This window comes from Pedobacter sp. WC2423, assembly GCF_040822065.1.
Lineage (GTDB): Bacteria > Bacteroidota > Bacteroidia > Sphingobacteriales > Sphingobacteriaceae > Pedobacter.
In genome coordinates this window covers 1,464,303-1,490,380 of sequence record NZ_CP162005.1, presented here as the reverse complement: position 1 = coordinate 1,490,380, position 26,078 = coordinate 1,464,303, and the positions used below count along the sequence as shown (strand labels likewise).

General features: G+C 38.9%; 28 protein-coding genes. 11 read left to right on the top strand and 17 right to left on the bottom strand.

The window, feature by feature from the left end:
* The first annotated feature begins 118 nt into the window (after nt 1-118).
* Nucleotides 119-541, top strand: a complete 423-nt coding sequence (locus AB3G38_RS05780) for an acyl-CoA thioesterase (RefSeq protein ID WP_367867548.1) — start codon at nt 119-121, stop codon at nt 539-541.
* Here the strand turns inward: AB3G38_RS05780 and arsB are convergent, their stop codons facing one another.
* Genes arsB through AB3G38_RS05755 form a run of 5 tightly spaced genes read right to left on the bottom strand, consistent with a single transcriptional unit; the run spans nt 542 to nt 3,499 of the window.
* Nucleotides 542-1,633 carry an ACR3 family arsenite efflux transporter gene (gene arsB, locus AB3G38_RS05775; protein ID WP_367867547.1) on the bottom strand — a complete coding sequence of 364 codons (1,092 nt, stop codon included), beginning with the start codon at nt 1,631-1,633 and terminating at the stop codon, nt 542-544. It abuts the gene before it with no gap.
* Between the two features lie 11 nt (nt 1,634-1,644).
* Nucleotides 1,645-2,064 (bottom strand): arsenate reductase ArsC, encoded by a 420-nt coding sequence (locus AB3G38_RS05770; RefSeq protein ID WP_367867546.1) that lies wholly within the window; start codon nt 2,062-2,064, stop codon nt 1,645-1,647.
* Between the two features lie 12 nt (nt 2,065-2,076).
* The gene (locus AB3G38_RS05765; RefSeq protein ID WP_367867545.1) at nt 2,077-2,613 is read right to left on the bottom strand and encodes a DUF6428 family protein; all 537 of its coding nucleotides are present in this window, start codon (nt 2,611-2,613) and stop codon (nt 2,077-2,079) included.
* 37 nt (nt 2,614-2,650) lie between these two features.
* Nucleotides 2,651-2,980 (bottom strand): ArsR/SmtB family transcription factor, encoded by a 330-nt coding sequence (locus tag AB3G38_RS05760; protein ID WP_367867544.1) that lies wholly within the window; start codon nt 2,978-2,980, stop codon nt 2,651-2,653.
* Nucleotides 2,981-3,028: 48 nt separating this feature from the next.
* The gene (locus AB3G38_RS05755) at nt 3,029-3,499 is read right to left on the bottom strand and encodes an Lrp/AsnC family transcriptional regulator (protein WP_367867543.1); all 471 of its coding nucleotides are present in this window, start codon (nt 3,497-3,499) and stop codon (nt 3,029-3,031) included.
* A gap of 164 nt (nt 3,500-3,663) precedes the next feature.
* On the opposite strand from AB3G38_RS05755, the gene AB3G38_RS05750 reads away from it, so the two are divergent.
* Nucleotides 3,664-4,806 carry a histidine decarboxylase gene (locus AB3G38_RS05750; RefSeq protein ID WP_367867542.1) on the top strand — a complete coding sequence of 381 codons (1,143 nt, stop codon included), beginning with the start codon at nt 3,664-3,666 and terminating at the stop codon, nt 4,804-4,806.
* Between the two features lie 225 nt (nt 4,807-5,031).
* The gene (locus AB3G38_RS05745) at nt 5,032-5,613 is read left to right on the top strand and encodes a phosphatase PAP2 family protein (RefSeq protein WP_367867541.1); all 582 of its coding nucleotides are present in this window, start codon (nt 5,032-5,034) and stop codon (nt 5,611-5,613) included.
* Here the strand turns inward: AB3G38_RS05745 and AB3G38_RS05740 are convergent, their stop codons facing one another.
* Nucleotides 5,614-6,618, bottom strand: coding sequence for a GNAT family N-acetyltransferase (locus tag AB3G38_RS05740; protein ID WP_367867540.1), 1,005 nt, complete (start codon nt 6,616-6,618; stop codon nt 5,614-5,616).
* 162 nt (nt 6,619-6,780) lie between these two features.
* On the bottom strand, nt 6,781-7,677 hold the full coding sequence (locus AB3G38_RS05735) for a DUF4249 domain-containing protein (RefSeq protein WP_367867539.1): 897 nt from the start codon (nt 7,675-7,677) through the stop codon (nt 6,781-6,783).
* 348 nt (nt 7,678-8,025) lie between these two features.
* On the opposite strand from AB3G38_RS05735, the gene AB3G38_RS05730 reads away from it, so the two are divergent.
* Together AB3G38_RS05730 and AB3G38_RS05725 are read left to right on the top strand one after the other, a co-directional pair.
* The gene (locus tag AB3G38_RS05730) at nt 8,026-8,562 is read left to right on the top strand and encodes a DUF3347 domain-containing protein (protein WP_367867538.1); all 537 of its coding nucleotides are present in this window, start codon (nt 8,026-8,028) and stop codon (nt 8,560-8,562) included.
* Between the two features lie 118 nt (nt 8,563-8,680).
* Complete coding sequence (locus AB3G38_RS05725) at nt 8,681-9,967, top strand: citrate synthase (RefSeq protein WP_367867537.1); 1,287 nt, start codon at nt 8,681-8,683, stop codon at nt 9,965-9,967.
* Between the two features lie 111 nt (nt 9,968-10,078).
* Here the strand turns inward: AB3G38_RS05725 and AB3G38_RS05720 are convergent, their stop codons facing one another.
* Nucleotides 10,079-11,254 carry a retropepsin-like aspartic protease gene (locus tag AB3G38_RS05720; protein ID WP_367867536.1) on the bottom strand — a complete coding sequence of 392 codons (1,176 nt, stop codon included), beginning with the start codon at nt 11,252-11,254 and terminating at the stop codon, nt 10,079-10,081.
* Between the two features lie 32 nt (nt 11,255-11,286).
* Nucleotides 11,287-11,805: a 2OG-Fe(II) oxygenase gene (locus AB3G38_RS05715; RefSeq protein WP_367867535.1), complete on the bottom strand. Its 519-nt coding sequence runs from the start codon at nt 11,803-11,805 to the stop codon at nt 11,287-11,289.
* Between the two features lie 186 nt (nt 11,806-11,991).
* Between AB3G38_RS05715 and AB3G38_RS05710 the strand changes: the two genes are divergently transcribed.
* Nucleotides 11,992-12,390, top strand: coding sequence for a hypothetical protein (locus AB3G38_RS05710; RefSeq protein ID WP_367867534.1), 399 nt, complete (start codon nt 11,992-11,994; stop codon nt 12,388-12,390).
* 95 nt (nt 12,391-12,485) lie between these two features.
* A complete protein-coding gene (locus AB3G38_RS05705) occupies nt 12,486-12,662 on the top strand; it encodes a hypothetical protein (protein WP_367867533.1) in 177 nt (58 codons plus the stop codon).
* Here the strand turns inward: AB3G38_RS05705 and AB3G38_RS05700 are convergent.
* From AB3G38_RS05700 to AB3G38_RS05680, 5 genes are all read right to left on the bottom strand, one after another.
* A complete protein-coding gene (locus tag AB3G38_RS05700) occupies nt 12,659-13,603 on the bottom strand; it encodes a ketopantoate reductase family protein (RefSeq protein WP_367867532.1) in 945 nt (314 codons plus the stop codon). The two genes, AB3G38_RS05705 and AB3G38_RS05700, sit on opposite strands and share 4 nt — an antisense overlap.
* A 20-nt stretch (nt 13,604-13,623) precedes the next feature.
* A complete protein-coding gene (locus AB3G38_RS05695; protein WP_367867531.1) occupies nt 13,624-14,889 on the bottom strand; it encodes a NupC/NupG family nucleoside CNT transporter in 1,266 nt (421 codons plus the stop codon).
* A 67-nt stretch (nt 14,890-14,956) separates the two neighbouring features.
* Nucleotides 14,957-15,574, bottom strand: a complete 618-nt coding sequence (locus tag AB3G38_RS05690; RefSeq protein ID WP_367867530.1) for a bifunctional nuclease domain-containing protein — start codon at nt 15,572-15,574, stop codon at nt 14,957-14,959.
* Between the two features lie 47 nt (nt 15,575-15,621).
* A complete protein-coding gene (locus AB3G38_RS05685; RefSeq protein ID WP_367867529.1) occupies nt 15,622-16,593 on the bottom strand; it encodes an electron transfer flavoprotein subunit alpha/FixB family protein in 972 nt (323 codons plus the stop codon).
* A 44-nt stretch (nt 16,594-16,637) separates the two neighbouring features.
* Nucleotides 16,638-17,375, bottom strand: coding sequence for an electron transfer flavoprotein beta subunit/FixA family protein (locus AB3G38_RS05680; RefSeq protein WP_367867528.1), 738 nt, complete (start codon nt 17,373-17,375; stop codon nt 16,638-16,640).
* A 164-nt stretch (nt 17,376-17,539) separates the two neighbouring features.
* Here AB3G38_RS05680 and AB3G38_RS05675 point away from each other — a divergent pair, with 164 nt between their 5' ends.
* Nucleotides 17,540-17,839 (top strand): tetratricopeptide repeat protein, encoded by a 300-nt coding sequence (locus AB3G38_RS05675; RefSeq protein ID WP_367867527.1) that lies wholly within the window; start codon nt 17,540-17,542, stop codon nt 17,837-17,839.
* Between the two features lie 8 nt (nt 17,840-17,847).
* A complete protein-coding gene (chrA, locus tag AB3G38_RS05670) occupies nt 17,848-19,047 on the top strand; it encodes a chromate efflux transporter (protein WP_367867526.1) in 1,200 nt (399 codons plus the stop codon).
* A gap of 41 nt (nt 19,048-19,088) precedes the next feature.
* On the opposite strand, the gene dnaB is transcribed toward chrA, so the two are convergent.
* Nucleotides 19,089-20,666, bottom strand: coding sequence for a replicative DNA helicase (gene dnaB / locus AB3G38_RS05665; protein WP_367867525.1), 1,578 nt, complete (start codon nt 20,664-20,666; stop codon nt 19,089-19,091).
* Between the two features lie 265 nt (nt 20,667-20,931).
* On the opposite strand from dnaB, the gene rlmB reads away from it, so the two are divergent.
* Complete coding sequence (gene rlmB / locus AB3G38_RS05660; protein WP_367867524.1) at nt 20,932-21,702, top strand: 23S rRNA (guanosine(2251)-2'-O)-methyltransferase RlmB; 771 nt, start codon at nt 20,932-20,934, stop codon at nt 21,700-21,702.
* Nucleotides 21,703-21,722: 20 nt separating this feature from the next.
* Here rlmB and AB3G38_RS05655 read toward each other — a convergent pair whose 3' ends face one another.
* On the bottom strand, nt 21,723-22,814 hold the full coding sequence (locus AB3G38_RS05655) for a mannose-1-phosphate guanylyltransferase (protein ID WP_367867523.1): 1,092 nt from the start codon (nt 22,812-22,814) through the stop codon (nt 21,723-21,725).
* Nucleotides 22,815-22,826: 12 nt separating this feature from the next.
* Nucleotides 22,827-23,792, bottom strand: a complete 966-nt coding sequence (locus AB3G38_RS05650; RefSeq protein WP_367867522.1) for an SIS domain-containing protein — start codon at nt 23,790-23,792, stop codon at nt 22,827-22,829.
* 88 nt (nt 23,793-23,880) lie between these two features.
* Between AB3G38_RS05650 and recQ the strand changes: the two genes are divergently transcribed.
* Complete coding sequence (recQ, locus tag AB3G38_RS05645; RefSeq protein WP_367867521.1) at nt 23,881-26,070, top strand: DNA helicase RecQ; 2,190 nt, start codon at nt 23,881-23,883, stop codon at nt 26,068-26,070.
* Nucleotides 26,071-26,078: the final 8 nt, after the last annotated feature.

The window sequence follows — 26,078 nt, the reverse complement described above, 5'->3', positions numbered from 1 at the left end:
GGCTGGTAATTGATCGGATACAAGGGGAAAGCTGATGACTGGTCGTATTGGCAGGATGAGTGGTAGTTTTTTTAAAAAAATTATTCAATTCTGCCTGGATTGCACACAAACACATCAAATGGAATATACTAAAACCTATACTGTAAAGGATGAACACATAGATGTTCAGGAAATAATGGATGGCTTATACTATCCTTTTTATATGGAGTACTGCCGCCATGATTATATCAGGGAAATACTTGGATTCGATTTTGAGCAAGAAGCTGGAAAGGGGATATATATGGTATTATCGGGATATAAAATCAGCTTTTTAAGATCGCTTAAAAAGGGAGATAATTTTTCGGTGACTTGTACCTTATATACTGATAAAGCAGGTTTGCCACGTTTGCATTTTAAACAGGCAATTATGCTGAATGGTAAAGTAATGACAAAAGCAACTTTTACAGGGACCTGTATTCCGGCATCCGGGGGCAGGCCCTATTTACCGGCTTCAATCACTGAAAAAATTGCTGATGCACCTGTACTGGAGGAAGAAGTTTAATTAAGGCTTTGCTTCAATTGGTTCAGATGGGGTACGATAGTATTTCTTTCTGAACCAAAAAGCAAGGTTAACCAGGGCAATCAGTGCCGGGACTTCTACCAGCGGGCCAATGACTCCTGTAAAAGCCTGACCTGAATTAATACCAAAGACACCTATGGCAACTGCAATAGCCAGTTCAAAATTATTACCTGTAGCGGTAAAGGCTATGGCAGTGCTTCTTGAATAGTCTGCTCCAAAATACTTACCTGCAAAAAAGCTCAGGGTAAACATGATGGTGAAATAGATGACCAGCGGTATCGCAATCCGGATCACATCAAATGGAATCTGAACAATTAAACTACCTTTAAGACTAAACATGGTGACAATCGTAAAGAGCAGCGCAATTAGTGTAACTGGCGATATCATCGGAATGAATTTGGTCTGAAACCAGTCTTCTCCTTTTAAACGGATCAGGGTATACCTGCTGATCACACCCATTGCAAAGGGGATGCCGAGGTAAATTGCGACACTTTTTGAGATCTCAGCAATCGTGATATTCACTTCCAAACCTTTAAGACCAAAGTAAGGGGGAAGTACCGTGATAAATACATAAGCGAAAACACTGTATAGCAATACCTGGAAAATACTGTTTAAGGCAATGAGGCCTGCTGCATATTCTCTGTTTCCGTCTGCCAGTTCATTCCAGACCACAACCATTGCAATACACCTGGCCAGGCCGATCAAAATCAAGCCGATCATATATTCGGGATAATCCCTTAAAAAGGTAATCGCTAAAAAAAACATGAGCAAAGGGCCAATAACCCAATTCAAAATAAGGGAAATACTTAAGACTTTGGTGTCTTTAAAGACCTCACCCATTTTTTCATATTTAACTTTAGCCAGCGGAGGGTACATCATCAGGATCAGTCCGATAGCCAGCGGTATATTTGTTGTTCCACTGGAAAAGGAATTGATAAAGCCAGCGGAAGAGGGAATGAAATAGCCAATTCCAACCCCTGCGGCCATAGCAAGAAAAATCCACAAGGTTAAATAGCGGTCTAAGAAACCTAGTTTCTTCCTGCCGGTTGCAGGGGCACAATGGTTCGCACTCATTTTTGTAATTTTTATGGATTGATATTTTCTTTAACAAATGTTGAAGCGTAATCTTTAATAAGTTCACGAACTCTTCTGAATTCCTCCATAATCTCCTGGTCAGTTCCTTTGGCTTTTGCAGGATCAGGAAAGTTCTCATGAAATTTCACTGCCTGACCAGGGAAGTAAGGGCAGTTTTCTTTTGCATTATCGCAAACGGTGATCACATAATCAAAATTGATGTCGCTATATTCATCAACATGATTTGAGGTGTGAGCGGATATATCTATTCCAACCTCGCTCATGACCTGAATTGCTTTTGGATTTACACCATGGGTTTCAATCCCGGCACTATAAATTTCGGCCTGATTGCCTGCGAATTGTCTTAGAAAGCCTTCTGCCAATTGACTGCGGCAACTATTGCCGGTGCATAATACTAATACTTTTTTCATATGGATATTGATTTAGCAGCAACCTGAACCTGGTGTACAGTACTGACCTGAATTAGCTGAATTGAACAATTGAATTTTTGGTTTTTCTGTTTCGGGAACTCCGCAGCTTTCACCTCTGCTCATCGCTTTACATTGGGTAAAATCAGGGGTAAGGTTAACGACCAGGTTTTCTCCTTCAATGGTTATATTACCTGGGTACATTTGCCTGGTGTCGAAAGCTGAATTACCGAATTCAATTTTCACTACACCTGAAGGATTTAAGGTAAGTGATTTTTCAACGAGGTTTATGATTGCTAATGCTTTGTGTACTTGCATTGCTCTTTCACTTTCTTTTACTGCTGGTTCCCATAATTGAACAATAATTTCTGTCCAGGAATTCATGACTCCGCCACAGTCTACAGAAACAATAGCAGCCTGCTTAATTTCAGTGATGTGATAAGAAGCATCTACCCGCTGGCCTGTTGCATACTGAAATTGGAGGGTCAGATCCGGATGTTGTTGTAACGTGGCTTTGAAGTCATTCCAGTGAGTTAAGTTTGTTGTATTCATATATTGCAATTTAACGATTGATAAGGGTAAAAAAATGTTAGCAGCAGTTCGGTTCTCCTTTATATGAACCCAGAAAAATACCTAATTGTAATTCTAATTGTTTCCATACGGTAGGGTTGATGCAATAGCATACGCTAACACCTTCAATAGTACCTTGTATAATCCCTGCATTTTTAAGTTCTTTCAAATGTTGAGAAATTGTAGCCTGTGCTAAACCAAGTTCTTCAACCAGATCACCACAAATACAGGTGTTTGATTTCAATATCCTTTGCAGGATAGCTATACGGGCGGGATGCGCCATCGCTTTTAACAGCTGTGACAACTGATTTTGCTCGTCTGTAAATATTTCTGTTTTTGTAAGTCCCATATATTATATTGCAATATTACGATGAGTTATCTTAATCTCCAAATTAATTTATAAATTAAGATAATAGGCTGTTTCGCGTTTGATTTCTTTTAAGACAAAACTGCTGCTCAGGGTAGAGATGTTTGATAAGGAGGAGAGGTGGGTGACAACAAAGGTATGGTAGTCATTCACATCATCTACAACGATCTTTAACAGATAATCCTGACCGCCGGCAATACATAATACTTCCAGCACTTCTTTAAAACAGATAACCGATTCTTCAAAATTCTTCAGTGTCTCTATCGATTGTTCTTTCAGGGTTACTGTACAAAGTACGAGTAAATGTTTACCAAGCCTTTCGCGGTTAACCAGCGCCACATATTTCTCAATATATCCTTCTGTTTTTAATCTTTTAATCCGTTCATGGGTCGGAGAAAGGCTGAGCCCAATCTGCTGCGCTATGTCTTTAGTGCTTAATGAGGAATCTTTCTGAAGAATATTCAGTATACGGGTATCCAGCTTATCTAATTTATCAATCATTGCATTTTACTGAAATGGGATGCAGTAAGGTGCAAATATGATATTTTTTACTGTGATTGTATTTATGAACAGAATTTTTTATTGAATATCATTTAATCAAAGAAAATAATCTGGTCTGTGTATACTTTTGAAGTATTAAATACCATATACAGACAGGCCACGAAATGAAAACACAATTGAACACTCAGGATAATGATCGGCTGAGTACTTATATGAAAATGGCAGAGGAACGCTCAAAATATTTTATTGGGTATCCTATTGCGCAGGACTTTGATTATTCAGAGTTATATCCGTTGCTGAAGCTGCCGTTAAATAATGTGGGCGATCCATGGGTAGAATCTACTTATGATCTGAATTCCCGCTCGCTGGAACTGGAAGTTTTAGAGTTTTTTGCTGAGCTGTTTAATGCACCGGCAAAGAACTGGTGGGGATATGTAACGAATGGCGGCTCGGAAGGAAACCTTTATGGTTTATATGTAGCCAGAGAATTATATCCGAATGGAATTGTTTATTATTCGGAAGCAACTCATTATAGTGTACAGAAGAATATCCAGCTGCTGAATCTGCGTAGTATTGTTATCAGAACCCAGGAAAATGGAGAAATGGATTATGAGGATTTGAATGCAATGGTACAAATGCATCGTGATCAGCCAGTAATTATCCTGGCCAATATCGGTACAACGATGATGGAAGCGAAAGATGATTTAAAGCAGATCCAGCAGATTTTACGTAAACAGGCGATCAAAAATCATTATATCCATTGTGATGCAGCTTTAGCAGGAACCTATAGTGCATTGTTAGATCTTAAACCAGGGTTTGATTTCGAAAATGGTACAGATAGTATGGCAATTAGCGGACACAAATTTATTGGTTCACCTATTCCTTGCGGATTGGTACTGGTTAAAAAGAACTATAAGGACAGAATCGGGAAAGCAATTCCTTATATAGGTACGGTAGATACTACGATTACTGGTAGCCGTAACGGTCACAGCCCTATTTTTATGTGGTATGCGATTAAGAAATTAGGTAAAGAAGGGTTGAAGCAGCGTGCTTTGGAATGCCTGGAAATTGCAGCTTATACCGTTAAAAGTATGAATGCTATTGGTGTTAAAGCGTGGACTAATCCTTCGGCATTAACAGTCGTATTTCCTGCCCCTTCTATTGCATTAAGGCAGAAATGGCAGATTGCAACTGAGGATGGTAATAGCCATGTGATTTGCATGCCCGGCGTTAGTAAGGAGCAGATAGATCACTTTGTTGCTGATTTAAAGGAAGACCTGGTTATCCATGCACCGCTCCTGAGTTAATCACGAATGAACACTAAAAAAGGCAGAATTTTTATAAGTTCTGCCTTTTTGTTATTAAAAAGTTACCTTTTATAAGGTAGGTTTTGCTAAAGAATAGCCTGTCAGGTCATTGATTCTCCATTGTGATTTGTATTTTTGGCATTTCCTGTAATCTTGTATAAATTGATAGACACCGCAACTGTAAGTAGAAAAAGATTTTTGACCTGGTTTTTAATAATCCTGTGTTTGGGGTTCCTGTTTTTATCCTTTCTTGTCGCATTGTTTCCGCTATCGGCTATTGATTTAAAAGTTTCTGCAGCGGTACAATCAACCCAGAGCCCTGAACTGGATAAGCTTATGGAGCTGATTAGCTGGTTTGGTGCTTTTCCTGTTCCAATGTTTATGGGTTTAGCAGTGGCAATGATCTTCTATGTCTTTAAATTTCGCAGAGAAGCACTTTTTGTGATACTTACTTTTATTTCAGGCCTGATCAGTACGGTTATCAAAATACTGGTCAACCGGCCAAGGCCTACTATCAAACTGGTTAGAATAGTAGAAATAGCTAAACAGCAAAGCTTTCCCAGTGGACATACCTTATTTTACACCATATTTTTCGGCTTTCTGCTGTTTTTGATGTGGAATCTTAAACAGATTAACCTGGGTTTAAGGATAGTGGTAGCTTTGCTGTCAGCGTTTTTGATCTTAACGATACCTTTTTCGCGAATATATCTGGGGGCCCATTGGCTTACAGACGTATTAGGTGGGTTTATACTCGGTCTGATCTGTTTATATTTTATTGTAATTCTTTACCTGAAAAAAACACAGTAACTATATACTCCTTTCTAAAATCAGCAGGTGTTTACAACGGATCCCATTTTCAATAATCGGGTGGGGATAATGATCAATAAAGAAGTTGTGATTCATACCCACGAGTTCGAAACCTCCTTTTTGATATAAAGCCAGCTGACCGATACTTGAGTTACCAGTTGCAATCCTGAGTGTTTTAAATCCTTTGGCTATGGAAGCAACAGCAGCCTTTTCCAGCAGGCGTTTACCCAGACCAATACCTTGATACTGAGTTTTAACAGCGATATTCTTGATTTCAATAGTGCTTTTATTTAAAGGCAGCAGTACAAAAGCACCAATGATCTTTTTCCGGTATAAGGCAACAAAAATCTCGTTATTGTGCGTATATGAATTGATAACTTCTATAGACGGGTCGGCAGATAGCAGCAGATCATAAAGTGTCCGGTTGATTTCATTCTTTTCTGTAAATGTCAGTTCCTGATGGATAGACAGGTGCTCAATTTTCTCTCTGACCAGCCGCAATCGTTCTTCAACAGTAATATCACTTTCTAATCTGAGAACCGGAACCTGTAATTTATGGAGCCAATTGGTATGTTGTTCGAAACTTCTGCTTGGAAAGCCAGGCTGGTCATAGCCTGATGCCCATTCAATAAATTCAGCAAACTTTTTTTTCCAGTATTCATCTGTGGTCAGTAAATCTCCATACTGTTCGGTTTCTCTTTTAATTAAGCGTGCTATTCTAACTGCAGGTGGGATCCATAGAAATACAACCAGATCGAAATAATTAAAAAACTGGTCATTCCAGTTTAATATGGAGCCAGAAACAACAATGTTTTCACTTTTCTTAAAATCGCTGATAAATAAGTTGTCGCGCTCTTGTGGATCGCGTTTTAGCTCAAAGGGTATTTCACTTTTGAGCCAGTAATAGTCATCGGTATCAAGGTGGCTAAAGCCCAGTTCAATGGAGAGCCGATGAGCTAAAGTGGTTGTACCAGAGCCTGATGCTCCAAAAATCATGATTTTCATTGAGTAGTTGAATTATAGTAGATTCAACGAAAATATGAAAAGAATCTTTTATTTTTATTATTTGCTAATATTATTAGTATTTTTCAGGTGTTGGTGAATTCAAAAGAAAAGCTGATTATGGCTCTGCTTTCTTTTTCCGGCTACCGGTTGGCTGATCCGGTTTTAAGGGTTAGGTACAGGGAATTCTTTAGAAGATAAACCGCCAACTATGCCTAAGCCATTTTGTATATTACTATGGATAATTACTTTTTCTGCAAAAGGGTCTTCTTCGCTATTATCTGCTTTAGATATACTCTTTAAATATTTATAACTGGTTTCAGTAAGCACGGTGACTTCTATATAGTTATTTTTTGATGCTGGATGGTCATCTGTACTGAAAGCATAAAATATAGTTTCTCCGGCTGGTTGAGCTTTTTCAACAAACCACGCTTTTTTGCTGGAGTTCACGCTTCCAAAAATATCAGAGGTATTGACCGGTCGGATATAAAATGGCATCTTTTTGATTGTTTTGCCTGAGTTACGGTCTTCATATAAGATCCTGAAGCGGTAATATTGCTTTTTTTTACTGGTATTCTTCAGCAGGAAATTGAATTTTAATTGATACTGATCGCTATTGGATTCGATAACAGCCTGATTGTTGATTTCTATCGTGCTGATGTCCGGAATAATATCACTGCCCTCTACCAGGTCAAAACCAGGTGCGGCAGCTGTTACTTTATACTTCTTATCTTTAAGTACTCCAATAGTGCTTATAAAATATTTTTTGCCATCTATGGTCTGAGACTTCAATGACTCTTTAAAAACATCATTTTCGTATAATTTGGTTTCTACATTTTCAGGATCTTTAAAAGATTGGCCATCCGCTAACCCGCCGGATAGGGTAAAGCGTGCCTTTACCGGGGTATTTTCATTCATCCATACATTCAGTACAGGACGATCTGCAGCTGAGAGTAAGTCGACAGTTAGTCTTTTCTGGCACGAAGTCAATAAAACAACGGTGAATAAAAAAGAGGAGAGTATTGTTAATCTGGTAAAGTCTCTGAAATTGGGTGCGCTCATGTGTAATTTAATTTCACAGCTAAAACGCACTGGCCTGGTGATACCCCTATACTTAAAAAATATTGTTGCAAAACATTGTAGCAATATGTAATTATTATGCGTTTTACTTCTTGATAACTATTTTTTAACTATTAATCTTATTCACTATAAAATGAAGATATGTTTTCAATTATTAAAATTTATACTGCTGTGTTGCAGGGGTAAACTCAGATCTTAACTAATCTTTTTATAATTTCGTACAGGCTAACTTCTCAACTAATTGCAATATTTATGAAAAGCAGTTCATTTATCTTGTGGTTTTTTAAGTATTTAAAATTAAAATAGTATTTTGAGCAAAAAACGAAATTGATGAAGAAATATATTGGAATAGCAGTTTTATCAACTTTGATGGCCTGTACTGGCGCTGTGAAAAATAAAACTGCTGTAACAGACAGCACAACTACTGCCAGTGAGGCAGCAGAAGTGAATGATGTTAAGCTTGCCGATCCCAAATCGGAAAGCATATATAAAGGCTATATCAGCCTGAAAAATTCGCTGGTTGCCGGTAATGCAGCAGCTGCACACCAGACTGCTCTGGACCTGGCTGCTTCACTTAAAGCTTATGAAGGTTGCGAAAATACAGCTTTGATTGCAGAAAAAATTGCAGGTACTGAGGATATTAAGGTGCAGCGTAAAGAATTTACTGCACTGAGTTCTGATGTAATCGCACTCTTTAAACATGCTGATATTACGCAAGGATCTATTTATGTACAACATTGCCCGATGGCCAATAATGGTGATGGGGGAGATTGGTTGTCTTCAGAGAAAAAGATCAGCAATCCATATTATGGAAAAGAAATGCTGACTTGCGGCGCAGTGCTGGAAGTGATTAAAGCAAAGAAATAAGCTCAATTCTTACTTAATGATGACCCGCGGTTAACAATTATTTAACAGCTTTGTTATCATTGTATATAAGCTATTTCAGTAGAATAGTTAAATTTGTTATTTATAAATTAGAAGATATATGTCAGATATTGCAGAAATTAAGATCGATGGTAAAGTATATGAATTTCCCATTGTAACTGGTACCGAGGGTGAAAAGTCAATTGATATTTCAAAATTAAGGGATTTAACAGGGCACATTACCCTGGACTTAGGCTACAAAAACACAGGATCTACAAAAAGTGCAATTACCTTTTTAGATGGTGAAAAAGGTGTCTTGAAATACAGAGGTTATTCAATTGAAGAGCTGGCAGAGAAATCTACTTTCCTTGAAGTCGCTTTTTTACTGATCTACGGAGATCTGCCAACAGCTAAAGCACTGGAAGATTTTCAATCTCAAATCACCAAGCATACGCTGATCCATGAGGATATGAAAAAATTCCTGGATGGCTATCCTTCGAAATCTCACCCAATGGCTCAGTTAGCTTCATTGGTATGTTCATTGTCCACATTCTACCCTGAATCGCTGAATGCTAATTCTTCGCCAGAAACAATGAACCTTACGATGATCAAATTGCTGGCTAAGTTCCCGACAATTGTATCATTTATTTATAAAAAATCTCTGGGTCATCCACTGATCTATCCAAAAAATAAATATGATTATGTAAGTAACTACCTGAACATGACTTTCGGTCAGCGTACAGAAGAGGTTGAAATTGACCCGGTAGTAGTGAAAGCAATGAATACTTTATTGATTTTACATGCTGATCATGAGCAAAACTGCTCTGCATCTACAGTGAGAATGGTAGGATCTTCAGATTGTAATTTATATGCTTCAGTTTCTGCTGGTATTGACGCTTTATGGGGCCCGCTTCATGGTGGTGCTAACCAGGCTGTAATTGAAATGCTGGAATTGATCAAAGAAGATGGTGGGGATACGGAAAAATGGATCAATAAAGCAAAAGATAAAAATGATCCTTTCCGTATGATGGGATTTGGACACAGAGTATATAAAAACTTTGATCCACGTGCTAAAATTATCAAAAAAGCATGTGATGATATCCTGGAGAAATTAGGTATCAATGATCCTGTGCTTGAAATCGCTAAAAAACTGGAAGAAGCAGCTTTAAGTGATCCTTACTTTGTAGAGCGTAAATTATACCCTAATGTTGATTTTTACTCAGGTATTATCTATAGAGCTTTAGGTTTCCCTACAGATATGTTCACTGTATTGTTCGCACTTGGCCGTTTACCAGGATGGATTGCACAATGGAAAGAAATGCATGAAAATAAAGAGCCTATTGGCCGTCCGCGCCAAATTTATGTTGGGCATACCAACAGAGATTTTGTTGAAATAGAAAAACGATAATATTTACATGCTAAGCTGAAAAATACCTTAAGTTTCAGCTAGGTATATTGAAAAAATCCCCGTTAAATAATTTTAACGGGGATTTTTTATATTTAGCCGGGCAACCGCAATTTAATAGTGCAGTTTACTGATCTGTATTTTTTGCAGGTTCCCCTGATCGTCCTTTATGGTGATAATAGCTGTTTCTTTGCCTGCTAATATATGCGGACGGTTCAGCATATCACATAGGGTAACATCGGCGTAATCTACATTATCAATGGCCACGATACGCTGGCCGGGTTTTACTTCATTTTTATATTTGTCCCAAACTACACCAACCGCAAGCCGGTCATTAATTACAGTAGGTACAAATGGCCATTGTTTCTCTCTGACTTCATTGTCTTTTTTAGTGCTGTTAAAGTAGAATTTACTGTGAATAAAATCCAGTGTCACCACTCCGTATAGTAAAATCTTTGATCCTATAGCTGAACTGCCACTTTTATTGGTTTCCATAATGGTGTTGTTAAACAATCCATTACCTATTTTTATCTGGGGAAACCTCAATAAATATTTTTCGGCACTTTGCTGCAATCCCAGTCCGCCTATGGTATTGGCTCCATAACCTTTGGCCAGGATTTCATAAGCTCCGGAATCAGGTAGCTGGCTCAACAGCTCTTCAGAGATGCGAAGAAATTCATTATCACCTGTATCGAATCCCAGATCGATTGTAGTGTTATCTTTTAGCTGAATCTTAATAATTGGATTACTTTGATAACTTGTATTGGTAATCATCGGGGAGCTATAGCTATCATTCAGTTTTAATTTTTCCAGCTGATCGGTCAAAATAATAACCTGCTTTTTTCCATCGATACTCACAATGGAATTGCGGAGAATATTACTTCCTATAACTCCGTCTATACCCCAGCACCTGTAAAAGTCGGGGAATAGCGTAATTGCAGGGATGTGATCAAACCTGATTTTACCTATTTTGATTTGCGGGATCTGCACGACTCCCATCGTATCGGTAACGCCGTTGACATCTGAAAGTGTGTCTTCGTCCAGAAATTTCGCTTTCAGCTGCGTAACCAGTTCCGGACTAATCGCAACGGGGGCGCCGGTATCAAATAAGAATTTATGCTTTTTGCCATGCAGTTCTACCTGAATGAACATTTTGCCGTTTATCGTTTGATAGGGAATCTCTTCATAATAGTTTTTAGCAGAAGTTCCTCCCTGGTTATAGGTGAATTCTTGTGCATTGGCCCGGATGCAAATTGCCAGGAGTAAACAAAGGTTGAAAATGAGTTTCATTACGTCGTATTAACGCAGCAATTTAAACGTTTTTAATTAATTTTCAACCAGCCGGTTATACTTAGTCTTTGTTTATGTGTGATTAAAACTTCATGTACAAGTTCACTGCTTTTGAAGAAAACACTTTTACCATTATCAGGTGATATTTTTTGCAAACTATCCGAATGATGAATACAAAGTTCTCCGCCATCATTTTCCTGCCAGTTTGCATTTAAATAAATGATCATTGAATATTGTCTGCTATCATTGTTCTTGAACTGATCAAGATGTTTTTTATAAAAACTTCCTTCTTCATACAATGTATAATGAAATTCATAACCAGTAATACCGGTATAACAAGTGCTGTTGAGATAACTGACAAAGCTATCCATCAAATCGAAAAAGCTGTTTTCGTGAATATTGCCGTGCTTCCTGTCCAGCCAGTAGATCTTGTCACTTCTAACCAGCTGATCATGAGAAACTATAGTTTCATTTCCCGTTCCTGCAGATAGCAGTAATTTATCCTGGTAAAGACTATGCAGGTTTTCTTTGAGTTGAGAGGCTAAAGCCACGCTTAAAAAATTTTCTGTGATGCCTACCTTATTGTCTATAAAACTGTCGATTAGCGTATTGAAGGTGTTTTGCAAGGAGCGGGTGGGAAAATATATGGCAAATCACCATCATGTTGGTGAAGGTAGGTTTAATTAATCAATAAAATGCTAATTTTGCAACCCTAACGAGCATCTCAATTTTAAGCAATGAATTTATTAGACGCAAGAGTATTATGGAGTTATGATGATGAACTGGAATCAAAAACAGGGATTAACAACATTGCTGCCCAGTTTACAGGTGTTCCTCCGGTACATGATCATACCGGGGTTTTAGTTTTAACAGAACAGGGGTTATGGGTTAAGGGTGATGATCAGGATATAGATTTGAAGATCTCACTAGGGGATATAGAAGAAGTTTATATAGGTTTTGATGAAAGTTATCAGCGTAATTTTGTTAAAAATCTGGGTTTGTTATGCCAGCCGCTTAGAATTGTAACCAATGATGGGATTTCTAAAAAGACAATCTACCTGATTTTGGATCATAACTATTTTGGTTGTGCAAAGAACCTGACCTTGTTTGATTTGTTACAGGAAATGTTAACTTAAAAGGAAGAGATTCAAAAGGAAATCTTTTCCTTTTGAATCTCAGCACCGCTCAGGTGACAAAAAATATTTAAATTTGCAATTCTTCAAAAATAACTATGGCAGATTTCTTTAAAAAGAATGGAATAAAGATTATTTCAATTTTATTACTTATTCTTATCCTTGGTGATGCATGGCTTTTATTAACTAAAGGCTTTTCATCTACAGTGCTTTCTGGTTTAATAGGTTGCTCACTTACTTTATTCGGCCTGAATTATTTCAAAAATAAAGGCTAAACCAGCATGCCGTTTTTGATTTCATTATAAATGTCAGTGGTTTCCGGAACAGGAATGCCCAGCTCTTTTCCATAGGCTATAATCGCTCCGGCAAATAGTTCAAGTTCCGTGTTTTCTTTTCCGGATTGTACATCCAGCTGTAAAGAAGTCGGTGTTTGGAAAGGGAAGGAGGCTGCTTTCTGAAAAGTCTGTTCAATAATGTTTTCAGGAAGAGCTATCTCTTTTTTGACTGCGATTGCTTGTATTTCCTGCATTACTGCTAATGCTCTCTGGTGTAATTCTTCCTCCTCGTTAACTTGTCCAATTGATTTGTTGTACCTGGCAGAAACCAATCCAAAACTTGCAATGAAAAAGTATTTGGACCAGATAGCCGGGAATGAATCTTCTTTGTAGTCGATATCGACCGAAGCTTTCTTAAACAAGTCAACGATACTTTTAGGATCGAATTCGGGATGTTCCGGGTCTTTTCCTACAGTGATTTTACCAGGATTTCCTTTGTGTTCGACAACTCCTTTTTCTTTGATATGTGAAGCTACATAAACACAGGAAGGCAGTACAATTCCACCAGTGATTATTTTCCGTATTCTTTCATAAATATCCACACCATTCATTAAAGGCAGGATAACAGTATCGCTTTTGATTTTATCCTTTAATTGATTACAGATATTCTCCAGATCATATTCTTTGACACAGATAACAAATACATCGGTATGACCTAGTTCAGCTACAGTTTTTAAAATTTGATGTGGTCTGGCAATAGGATCTTCATGCGCTGGAGAAAGCAGGGTAAGACCATTTTCTTTAACAATTTCGTAGGTTTTTTCGCGGGCAATAAAAGTAACATTGATTGCGCTGTCTGCAGCATATTTCTGAGCTAGTTTAAAACCGAAATAACCACCAACACCACCTAAGCCGATTATAGCAAATTCTGTTGTTTTCATTTTCTGTTAAATCAATAAGATTACATTAATACACCTGCAATAGAAGCAGAAAGGTAAGAAGCTAATGTTCCGCACATTAACGCTTTTAAGCCTAGTTTAGCTAAGTCTGCACGACGTTCTGGTGCAAGCTCTCCAATTCCACCAATCTGCATACCAACGCTGCTGAAATTAGCAAAACCGCAAATAGCGATACTGATGATCAATACACCTTTTTCGGTAACAATCGGAACTGCTTTAGTAGTCAGGTTTTTGAAAGCAAGGAATTCATTCACGGTTAATTTTTGACCAAGCAGGGTAGCTGCATTACTTACATCTACATCAGGAATACCCATTGACCAGGCAAATGGATAGAATAATCTGCCAAAAATCCAGTCCAGTGATAAATTAAAGTTTGGATTGAAAAGATGGCCGATGTGAACTAAAGTATAATCTACTAAAGCGATTAAGGCAATAAAGCCGATTAACATCGCAATTACGTTCATTGCAATCTTAAAACCTTCTCCTGCACCATGCGAAATCGCATCAATCAGGTTCGTATATTCACTTTTAACCTCAAGTTTTACTTTACCCATAGTTTGTGAAACTTCTGTTTCCGGGAAAACTATTTTGGAAATAATCAAAGCTCCGGGAGCTGCCATCAAACTGGCCATTATTAGTTTCGGGGCAAGGTTCATTCCTGCCTGAGCACCCATATTTGCATAAACAATCAGGATACCACCGGCAATACAGGCTAAACTACCGCTCATGGAGGCCAGCAATTCACTTTTTGTCATTCCTTTAAGATAAGGTTTGATCATGACCTGAGCTTCAACCTGGCCAACAAAGGCACTGGCTACGTTACTTAAAGCTTCAGCGCCACTCACACGCATAATAAAGTTCATTCCTTTGGCAATCACAGAAACAATACGCTGCATAATACCGAAATGATAAAATATAGCTACCAGCACACAAACCAGGATGATTGTGGCGGTTACATTAAAAGCAAAAATGAAACTTTCAGGGGCGGCATAGGCATGTGTTTTACCATCAAAACCGATCACGGCAACACCACCATAAACAAAATCAACACCTACTTTAGCAAATTGCTCGATTTTCTGCATTCCTTTTCCAAGAAATTCAAAGAAGTGCTGAACAGGAGCAACTCTAAGCACAAGAACTGCGATGACTATCTGAAGCGTGAGGCCACTTGCTACAAGTCTAAAATTAATCTTCTTCTTGTTGTTAGAACAAAGATAAGCCAGGCCCAGTATAAAAATGACGCCAATTACTCCGTGAAAACGCTCCATAAAAAATATTCAAATAAAAAAATTTGGGTAGAAAAAATAAAGATGTGTATAAACTTGCAAATAATAACTATTGGGATGAATTTCTTTTGTTGAGTTCATCTCTGATACGGGCCGCTTTTTCATAGGCTTCCTCAGCAATAGCTTCCTGAAGTTTTTGATTAAGTTCCTCAACGCTAAGGTTTCCAAAGCCAGTTCCGGGAATTGAAGTATCAATATCTTCCTGTCCATGTTCCTTATTCAAATTATCCATGTTCTCGAGAAAAACAAAGTCGTTGCCTTCAATAACGATACCTGCGGAGGATAAAATAAATTCGTAAGTGTAAATTGAGGAATTGAAACGAACAGCCAGTGCAATCGCATCCGATGTTCTGGCGTCAATTTCTTCTGTTCTTTCACCGTCTGTACAGATCAGCTTCGCAAAGAAGACACCATCCACCAGGTTGTAGATCAGAATTTCTTTAATTTCAATTTTATAAGTCTGCGCAAATGTTTTGAACAGATCATGCGTCAATGGCCTGCTTGGGGTCATTTTTTCAATCTCAATTGCAATAGCCTGAGCTTCGAATGCACCTATGATGATAGGCAAACGTCTTCTGCCGTTTACTTCTCCAAGTACCAGTGCGTAGGCTCCGGATTGGGTTTGGCTATAGGATAAACCAACAATATCTAGTTTTACTTTTTTCATATTTATGAATATCCGGCGGAAACTTTCATCTCCGCCTGATATTGATATTAAGCTTGATGTGCTTTTAGAGCCTCAATTAATTTAGGAACAACCTCAAAGGCATCTCCAACGATTCCATAATCAGCAACTTTAAAGAAAGGAGCTTCCGGATCTTTATTGATGACTACAATTACTTTAGATGAACTTACTCCGGCTAAATGCTGGATAGCTCCTGATATACCTATAGCAATATACAAATTAGGACTGATTGCAATACCTGTCTGACCAACGTGTTCTGAGTGTGGTCTCCAGTCTGCATCCGAAACTGGTTTAGAGCAAGCTGTAGCTGCACCTAACAATCCAGCCAGTTCTTCGATCATACCCCAGTTTTCTGGTCCTTTAAGACCTCTTCCTGCAGAAACTACCAGTTCAGCGTCAGGCAGAGAAACTTTATCTGTAGCCCTTACAATTTCTTTAACAATTGCTGCAAGATCAGTAGTCTGAACAGCAGGAGAGAAAGCCTCGATTGTTGCAGTAACCGGTGATTCTTTAACGCCGAAAGCATTTGGATTCAATGCGATTACTTTGTTTGCTGAAATCAGCTCAGTCACGGCAAATGCTTTTCCGGAGAAAGCACCTTTTTTAACTAAAAATTTTCCGCCATCTACTTGTGGAAGCTCTACAGCACCATCAACTAAACCTGCTTTTAATTTAACAGCTACACGTGGTGCAAGGCCTTTTCCTGAAAATGAGTTGGAAAGTACGATCACTTCAGCACCTTCTTTCTGAGCAGCTTCTGCAATTACAGCGGCATAGGCCTGGTTTACGAAATTCTTTAACTCTGCGCTCGCCACGTTTAATACTTTGGCTGCACCATATTTACCTAATTCTTGTAATTCGCTATCTGCAACGTTACCAATAGATACTGCGGTAAGGCTAGTCCCTGTTTTATCTGCAATGGCTTTTGCATAAGAAACCGCTTCAAAAACGGATTTCTTAAATTTACCATCGACTTGTTCTACATATACTAAAACTGACATATTTTTTCGCTTGGATTTTTATAATTAATTTTTTAAAACAGACCTTAGATTACTTTAGCTTCGGTATGCAGCAGGCTGATCAGGTTAGCTGCTTCTTCTGCCGGAATCAATTTAACGGTTCCGCGGGCAGGAGGAGTTTCAAACTGTACTACTTTAATTACTTCTTCGATTGGCTGAGCAGCAACGACCACTAATGGTTTTGATCTTGCTGACATAATACCTCTCATGGTTGGGATGGTTGGAACCGCTACGCCTTCGGCACAGCTGGCTACAAATTTACCAGTTACGGTCACTACTTCTTTACCACCTTCAATTTCTCTTTCCAGAGTTGCAGTAGTTCCGTCATAGTCTAATTTTTTAATAATAGAGATGGATGGGATATCTAAAAAGCCACCTACCATTGCAGCTACCTGCGCGCCGTTATAATCAATTGATTCACGACCGGTAAGGATCATATCAAAATTACCTTCTTTAGCATATTCAGCGATTTGAAAAGCTGTGAAATAAGCATCACGCGGAGCTGCATCAATTCTGACAGCATCATCAGCACCAATGGCCAATGCTTTTCTGATTGTTGGTTCAGTAGCACTTTCTCCAACATTAATTACTGTTACTGTTCCTTTACCACCAGCACAAAGTTCAATCGCTCTTGATAACGCAATTTCATCATAAGGGTTCACGATAAACGTAACTCCCGCAGTATTGAATTGGGTATTATCATTAGTAAAAGTTATTTTTGTCGTTGTGTCGGGCACGTTACTGATACAAACTAATATTTTCATATGAATAAGTTGTTTTTTAAATTGATGAAGCCATTATCTGACTGTTATTGGTTTTTATCAGTGTCTAAATATAACGATTTCAAAAAAATGTCTTTTTGCAAATCTAATTAAAAAAGCAGGGATTTAAAATGCAAAGTACCCGATTAAACAAGTTATTATCTTTTTTGGCAACAGAACCTAATGATCCATTTATCTTATACGCACTGGCAACAGAGTATAACTCGTTAAATGATACTGAACAAGCCTTTTATTATTATCATAAATTAGTAGAAGATCATCCGTCCTATGTTGGAACTTATTATCATTTAGGTAAATTATATCAAAAACAGGAGCAGACCGGTAAGGCGGTTGAAATTTATCAGCTCGGCATGAAAAGAGCGAGAGAAAAGGGTGATGGACATGCTTTCTCAGAGTTGCAGGGGGCTTATAACATGGCAGCAGGTTTGGATTATGAGGACGATTAATGAAAGGAATGGAAAAACGACAGCTCCTGTTTGTTAAAGATGTCTTTCTTTTCACATTTACAGCATTTGGTGGTGCTCAGGCACATATCTCTCTTTTGCTAAAGTATTTTGTGAAGCAAACTCATTACATTTCTGAAGAAGATTTGCTGGAACTGAATGCACTGGCACAGATCTTACCCGGGCCGGCTTCTACACAAACACTGGTTGGGATTGCGCATAAGGTTGGCGGGCTAAAGCTGGCGCTGATTACTTTCCTGATCTGGATTATTCCATCGGCAGCAATCATGACTTTTGCAGCCATTAGTTTTGCACAGCTTGATCATAAAGTAAAGTTTATATTGATCTTAAAGTATATTCAGCCTATTGCTTTAGGGATTGTTGCCTTCGGGGCATATACGCTTTCCCGAAAAGTACTGGTCACACAAACGGCTGTTTTCTTAGCGGTTTCTGCTGTTATTGTGACTTTAGTATTAAGAAATGCCTATGTTTTTCCGCTGGCTATCCTGGTTGGCGGAATGATTTCTTCTGCTTTGGAGACTCCAAAAGAGGAAAGTGAAATCAGGGTAAAGTTATTTGCGAATATTAACCCGAAAAAACTAGCTTATTTTTTCGGCGTATTGTTGTTCCTGGCTGCCCTGGGTGCAATTATTAACAGGACTTCTCCTTTTAGTTTGCCGATCAGACTGTTTGAAAACTTTTACCGTAACGGGATCTTTATTTTTGGTGGCGGGCAGGTATTAGTTCCGCTGATGTTTACGGAATTTGTACAAATGAAGCATTACCTGGGTTCTTCTGAGTTCTTATCTGGTTTTGCTTTGCAACAAGCTTTACCGGGGCCAACTTTTTCTTTTACGAGTTACCTTGGGGCGATTAGTATGAAGAATTTTGGTTATAGTATTTATGGACAGGTAATGGGCGGAATAGTAGGTGTTCTGGGCATTAACCTTCCGGGATTAATCCTGGTCCTGTTCATTGTTCCGTTCTGGGAAGATCTGAAGAAAATCACCAGGATCAGACATTCTTTGTCCGGCATCAATGCGGTGAGTGCCGGCTTTATTATCGCCGCATTTGTATTACTGGTAAAACCTGTTGGCTTTGATGTATTATCGATTGTAATCATTGCGGTTACTTTTCTGATCCTGAACTTTACCAGGATCAGCCCTCCGCTGATTGTATTGGCAGGAATATTACTGGGCTACTTGATGTAGCCCGGTAATATTTATTTATATTTTAGAATGGTGGCCTTATTTTAGAATGGGGCGTCGTCGTCATTGAAATCATCCATACGGGATGGCTTGATAATCACATTACCCGAAGGACGGTCAAAATCAGCTGAAGGCAGCATTCCGGCAGCCGGACTGTCCATAGAGAATGAGTTCGGTGGCATAAAGTCTTCTTCAAGATCGGTAAACTTCACATACTTACCGATAAATCTTAACGGCACAATACCGGTTTCACCATTTCTGTGTTTTGCGATAATAACTTCACCAACACCAGCCTGAGATCTTCCGCTTTCATCTTCCGTAATTCCATAATATTCAGGACGATAAAGGAAGAGTACCATATCTGCATCCTGCTCAATAGAGCCGGATTCCCTCAAATCGGATAACAGTGGGCGTTTACCATTTACTCCCGGCCTGGTTTCCACCGCACGGCTTAACTGCGAGAGGGCAAGAACCGGAACGTTCAATTCTTTAGCTACCGATTTCAGGGCTCTGGATATACTACCAATTTCCTGTTCACGGTTACCACCACCACTTTGACCTTCTCCTTTACCATGCATCAACTGTAAATAATCGATGATGATCATCTGGATATCGTATTGTGATTTTAATCGTCTGCATTTTGCTCTGAATTCAAAAATGTTCAGGGCAGGGGTGTCATCAATTAACAGCGGGGCTTCTGTCAGCGTACCTATCTTACTGTGTAACTGCTGCCATTCCCATTCTGCTAAGTTTCCTTTACGGATTTTTTCCTGTTCAATCTCTGTTTCTCCGGATATTAAACGATTCACTAACTGTACAGAAGACATCTCCAGGGAGAATACGACTACAGGACGTTTAAATTCAACAGCTGCATTCCTGGCACAGGTTAGTACGAAAGCGGTTTTTCCCATCGCCGGACGTGCAGCGATGATGACCAGATCTGAAGGCTGCCAGCCGCCGGTAATCCGGTCAAGTGCTGTAAAACCAGATGGGACACCTGTTAACCCGTCAGACTTTGTTCTTAATTCTTCAAGCGTAGCCAGAGATTGTTTAATAATCTCATCCATTTTCTGAGTATCTCTGCGCAGGTTATTCTGAGCGATATCAAAAAGACCTTTCTCTGCGTTGTCCAGCAGGTCGAATATATCTGTTGTATCCTCGTAAGCGTTTTGAATAATCTCGGATGAAATCCTGATCAGTTCACGCTGAATGTATTTTTGTGAAATAATACGGGCGTGGTATTCAATATTTGCTGCTGAAGCAACACGGTTAGTCAGGTTAGTGATATAATATGCTCCACCAACCATTTCCAGCGTACCCAATGTTCTGAGTTCGGAGGTCACGGTTAAAATATCTACAGGTTTAGATTTCTGAAATAAAATAGCGATGGCTTCAAATATCTTTTTATGTGCTTCTGCGTAAAAAACATCAGGTTTCAGAATATCGATAACAGTAGAAAGCGCATCTTTTTCAAGCATCAGTGCACCGAGCACCGCCTCTTCTAAATCTATCGCTTGCGGGGGTATTTTACCCATATTACTCATGGGGGTACCGACTCTGTTTTTTCTGGAAGAGGTAAAGTTCTGCCTGTCCTGACCTTGTGTTCCGTTATCCGTATTCATAGCCCCAAAAATAGCGAAAAATTTACTCCTGTAAAGATTTCTTTATGAACATTCTAACACCTGGATATCATAGTTTTTTGCGCAACTAATAAAAATTCTGCTATTTACTAACAGAATCTTGTTGATAAGGAGCTGTGTATCAGAGCAGAAAACCTGCATGATTTTCAGGCAAGCTTCATGACTGCTGGAAGCAATAGCTAACCGATGAAAATTCAATTCCTCAGTTCTCATTATTTCAGCTATTTTTGCAGGTAAAATAGAATTAATGGAAAACTTTAGAAGGTCACCCAGGCCTAAAGAAAATAACGAGTTTGTTTTTGGTATACGTGCTGTAATAGAAGCAATTAAAGCTGGAAAAGATATAGAAAGCATTTACATGCAACGCGGTCTTACAGGAGAAATCATTCCTGAACTAAAAGGCTTGCTGAGAGATACTGATATTCCTGTACACAATGTTCCTGTAGAAAAGTTAAACAGAATGACGCAAAAGAACCACCAGGGTGTGGTTGCTGTAATTTCTGCGATTACTTTTCAGAAAATAGAAGATATCATTCCATTGATTTATGAAAAGGGAGAAGTTCCTTTAATCCTGATCCTGGATGGAATTACTGACGTAAGAAATATGGGTGCTATTGCCAGAACGGCTGCTTGTACTGGTGTACATGCGATTGTTGTACCGGCAAAAAATTCTGCGCAGATCAATGCAGATGCAATTAAAACTTCAGCAGGTGCATTATTTACCATTCCTGTTTGCCGTCAGCAAAATTTACACAAAACCGCTTTGTTCCTGCAGGAATGCGGCTTGCAGATTGTTGCCTGTACTGAAAAAACAAATGATTTAATTTATGCGCCGGATTATACCGCACCTACTGCCATTGTAATGGGAGCGGAGGATGAAGGAATATCAAATGATATTATGCGGATGGCTAACCATTTAGCGAAGATCCCTATGTTTGGAGAGATCGGTTCACTAAATGTTTCGGTTTCTACCGGTGTTATCCTGTATGAAGCGATCAGACAGCGCGGTAATAGTTAAGAACCTGTTATTTACAGGTTCTAGATAAATTTCTGTCCAAAATTAGACTTTACATCTGCTACGATTTGTTTCACGCTCTGTTCTTCAGATCTGGGACAAATCAACAGTGTATTGTTGGATTCCACTACAATATAGTCATGTAAGCCCTGAAGGATAACCAGTTTGTCCTCAGGTACATTGACCATGCAGTTCGAGGAGTTGAACATCATCACCTGCTCAGAAGGGATAACTGCATTACCTACATAATCTTTTTCTGCCATATCGTAAATAGAAGCCCAGGTGCCAAGGTCTGACCATCCGAAATCGGCAGGCAGGACATAAACATTATCGGCTTTTTCCATAATTGCGAAGTCTATCGAAATATTGGTGCATTGTAAATAGGCATTGCCAATAAATGCTTTTTCTTCTGGTGTATTGTACAAAGAAGCACCCAGGTGGAAAATATCATACATATCCGGTAAATGTTTGCTGAAGGCATCATTGATGGCTTTTGCAGACCAGATGAAAATACCCGCGTTCCATAAAAAATCACCGCTTTGTATAAATGATTTAGCCAGTTCCAGATTGGGCTTCTCTGTGAATATTTTTACTTTGTTGAATTGTGGATCTGTAGGTAAGGTGGTTTCTACATATTGTATGTATCCATAACCAGTGTCAGGGCGGCTTGGCTTGATCCCTAAAGTGATCAGGCAGTTGTTTTCCTTTGCAGCCTTTAAAGATTGCTCTATAGCGGCTATAAATGCGTCCAGATTGGAGATTGTATGGTCAGACGGGGCTACAACAATAGTCGCATCGGGATTGATTTCGGCAATCTTCATAGAACCATAAGCAATACAAGGAGCGGTATTTCTCATGATAGGTTCAGCGAGAATCTGATTATCCGGAAGATCCGGTAATTGTGATTTTACCTTATCCATATAAATTTCATTGGTGACAATGAAAATATTTTCTGGCGGACATATCTTTAAAAAACGGTCATATGTACTTTGAATAAGTGTTTTTCCTACACCAAAAAAATCAATAAACTGTTTCGGATGTTCGATTCTGCTTACAGGCCAAAAACGGCTGCCAACGCCACCGGCCATAATTAGGGCGTAATTATCTTTGTTCATATTAGGATTAAACTATAATAAACCTTCATGAAGAAGGTCGTGCAAATGTACAATACCAAAGTAACCATTGGTATCGGTAATTAATAATTGTGTAATATTAGATTGCCTGATCAGCTCGAATGCGGTTACTGCTAAAGTATCTTTATCTATCATTTTAGGATTGCTGTTCATAATGTCTTTTGCTGTCAGGTCTGTCAGGTCTGAATATTTTTCAAGCATTCTTCTGATATCACCATCTGTAATGATACCAATTATTTGGCTACCATCAACAACAACGACTGCCCCTAAACGGTTTTTACTAATTGCAATTATAACATCTTTTACAGCAGCATCAGCCAGAATACTTGGTTTAGCATTGCGTTCTGCCAGATCAGAAACTTTAAGATACAACTTTTTTCCTAAAGATCCGCCAGGATGAAAGCGGGCAAAATCCTGTGCACTGAATTCTCTGGCTAAAAGCAAACTTACTGCGAGCGCATCTCCCATAGCCAGCTGTGCGGTAGTACTGGTGGTAGGGGCGAGATTATTTGGACAAGCTTCCTTTGCTACGGTCGTATTGAGAATCAGATCTGCATGCCTGGCAAGCTCAGATTCGAGTTGTCCGACCATCCCGATCAGCAAAGCTCCGCACTGTTTTAGCAAAGGGGCAAGGACCTTGATTTCGGGCGTATTTCCACTCTTGGAAATGCAGATTACGATGTCTGTTTTCTGTATCATTCCAAGGTCTCCATGCACTGCATCTGAAGCATGCATATAGCTTGATGGAGTGCCTGTAGAATTCAATGTAGCAACAATTTTCTGCGCAATAATGGCGCTTTTGCCGATTCCTGTAACAATTACACGGCCGTTTCCGGCGATAATTCGCTCTACAATCGTTGCAAAATCGTCGTTTATATGTTTTACCAGCCCAAGTATAGCCTGCGCTTCCGCTTGTAAAGTGTTGATCCCCGCTGTGATAATAGATTTTTTACTTTTCAAAGAGAATTATTTAGTATATTGATGCTTTAATTGGTGCAAAATTATGTTATTTTGAATCAAAAATAGCACTGAATATTTTATACACAAAATGGATGTGAAAAAGTCGTTGTTTGACAACTTACAAACCTTTTTTGGTTTCGATAATTTTAAGGGGGATCAGGAATCAATTATTACCAATGTTCTTGAGCGGAAAAATACGTTTGTAATTATGCCAACGGGTGGGGGGAAATCTATCTGTTATCAATTACCAGCTTTAATGTCAGAAGGTACTGCCATCGTGATCTCACCGCTTATTGCGCTGATGAAAAATCAGGTGGATCAGCTGAGAGCTTTTGGCGGAAGTGACAGTATTGCGCACTTCCTGAATTCGTCTTTAAATAAATCGGAAATTGCCCAGGTAAAAAGCGATTTGCTGAGTGGTCAGACTAAATTATTATACGTAGCACCAGAATCATTGTCCAAGCCGGATAATATTGAATTTCTGAAGCTTATTACGATCTCTTTTGTTGCGGTTGATGAAGCTCATTGTATTTCAGAATGGGGACATGATTTTCGTCCGGAGTACCGGAGAATCCGCCAGGTGATCAGCGGCCTGGGACCAGACATCCCGATTATTGCATTAACTGCAACGGCAACACCTAAAGTGCAGCAGGATATTATTAAAAACCTGCAGATGGCTGATGCTACCTTATTTAAATCCTCGTTTAACAGGCCCAACTTATTTTATGAAATACGTCCTAAAAGGGATGTCATCAAAGAAATCATCAGGTACATTAAATACAATACAGGTAAATCCGGTATCATTTACTGTCTGAGCAGAAAAAAGGTGGAAGAAGTTGCTGAAGCATTAAATCTGAATGGGATCAAGGCTTTGCCTTACCATGCCGGATTAGAGCCTAAAGTCAGAGCAGATACACAAGACAAATTCCTGATGGAAGATGTGGAGGTTATTGTCGCTACCATAGCCTTCGGGATGGGTATTGACAAGCCTGATGTGCGTTTTGTTATTCACCACGATATTCCTAAGAGTATGGAAGGCTATTATCAGGAAACCGGAAGAGCCGGACGTGATGGCGGAGAAGGTGTTTGTATTGCTTTTTATGTACAAAAGGATGTAGATAAACTGGCTAAATTCATGAAAGATAAGCCGGTGGCCGAACGTGAAATTGGTACGCAGATTTTAAAAGAAGTTATTGATTACGCTGAATCAGGCGTATGCCGCAGAAAACAGATTTTGCACTATTTTGGAGAGAACTTCAATGAGACAGGCTGTAACTGTATGTGTGATAACTGTAAAAAGCCTAAAACATATTTTGAAGCAGAAGAGCACTTAAAGGTTGCACTGACGCTGATTAAAAATATAGGGGAGAAGTTTGATGATGCACATATCCTATGCGTTTTATTAGGGATGGAAACCGCACAGACTATCGCTTATGAGCATAGCAAATTGCAGGAGTTTGGACTGGGTAAAGTAGAAGGTGAAAATCTTTGGAAATCTTTAATCAGGCAGGCGGTACTGAATAACTTCTTATCAAAAGATATTGATAACTATGGTTTATTAAGGCTGACCAATTCGGGAAATGATTTTATCAAAAACCCTTATAGTCTTAAATTCATTCTGAATGTGCCTATTGAAAGTTCAGCAGATGATGATGAAGATGATGTAAAACATGGTAGCGGAACACTGGATACGCAATTGCTTTTATTGCTGAAAGATCTGAGAAAGAAGATCGCGAAACAGAAAAATGTTCCTCCTTTCGTCGTTTTCCAGGATCCTTCACTGGAAGAAATGTGTACCCATTATCCGATTGCAATGGATGAGCTGAAACAGATTTCGGGTGTTGGAAATGGTAAAGCCATGAAATTTGGTACGCCTTTTCTTGAACTGATCAAAAAATATGTGACAGACAATGATATTGAGCGCCCTATAGATTTAATTATTAAAACACAGGCAAATAAATCACAATTAAAGGTTTCCATTATACAAAATGTAGACAGACAGATCGGACTGGAAGATATTGCAAAATCTAAAGGAATCACTTATAGTGAAATCCTGAAAGAGATTGAAGCCATTGTAAACTCCGGAACGAAGCTGAACCTGAACTATTTTGTAGATGAAATGCTGGATGATGATCGTCAGGACGAAGTATTTGATTATTTCCGCGCGGCTGACAATGATTCAATTGATGAAGCTTTGAAAGATTTGGGAGAGACGGATTATACGCGTGAAGAGATACAATTAATGAGAATCAAGTTCATGTCAGAACTTGGAAATTAAGCTACAGC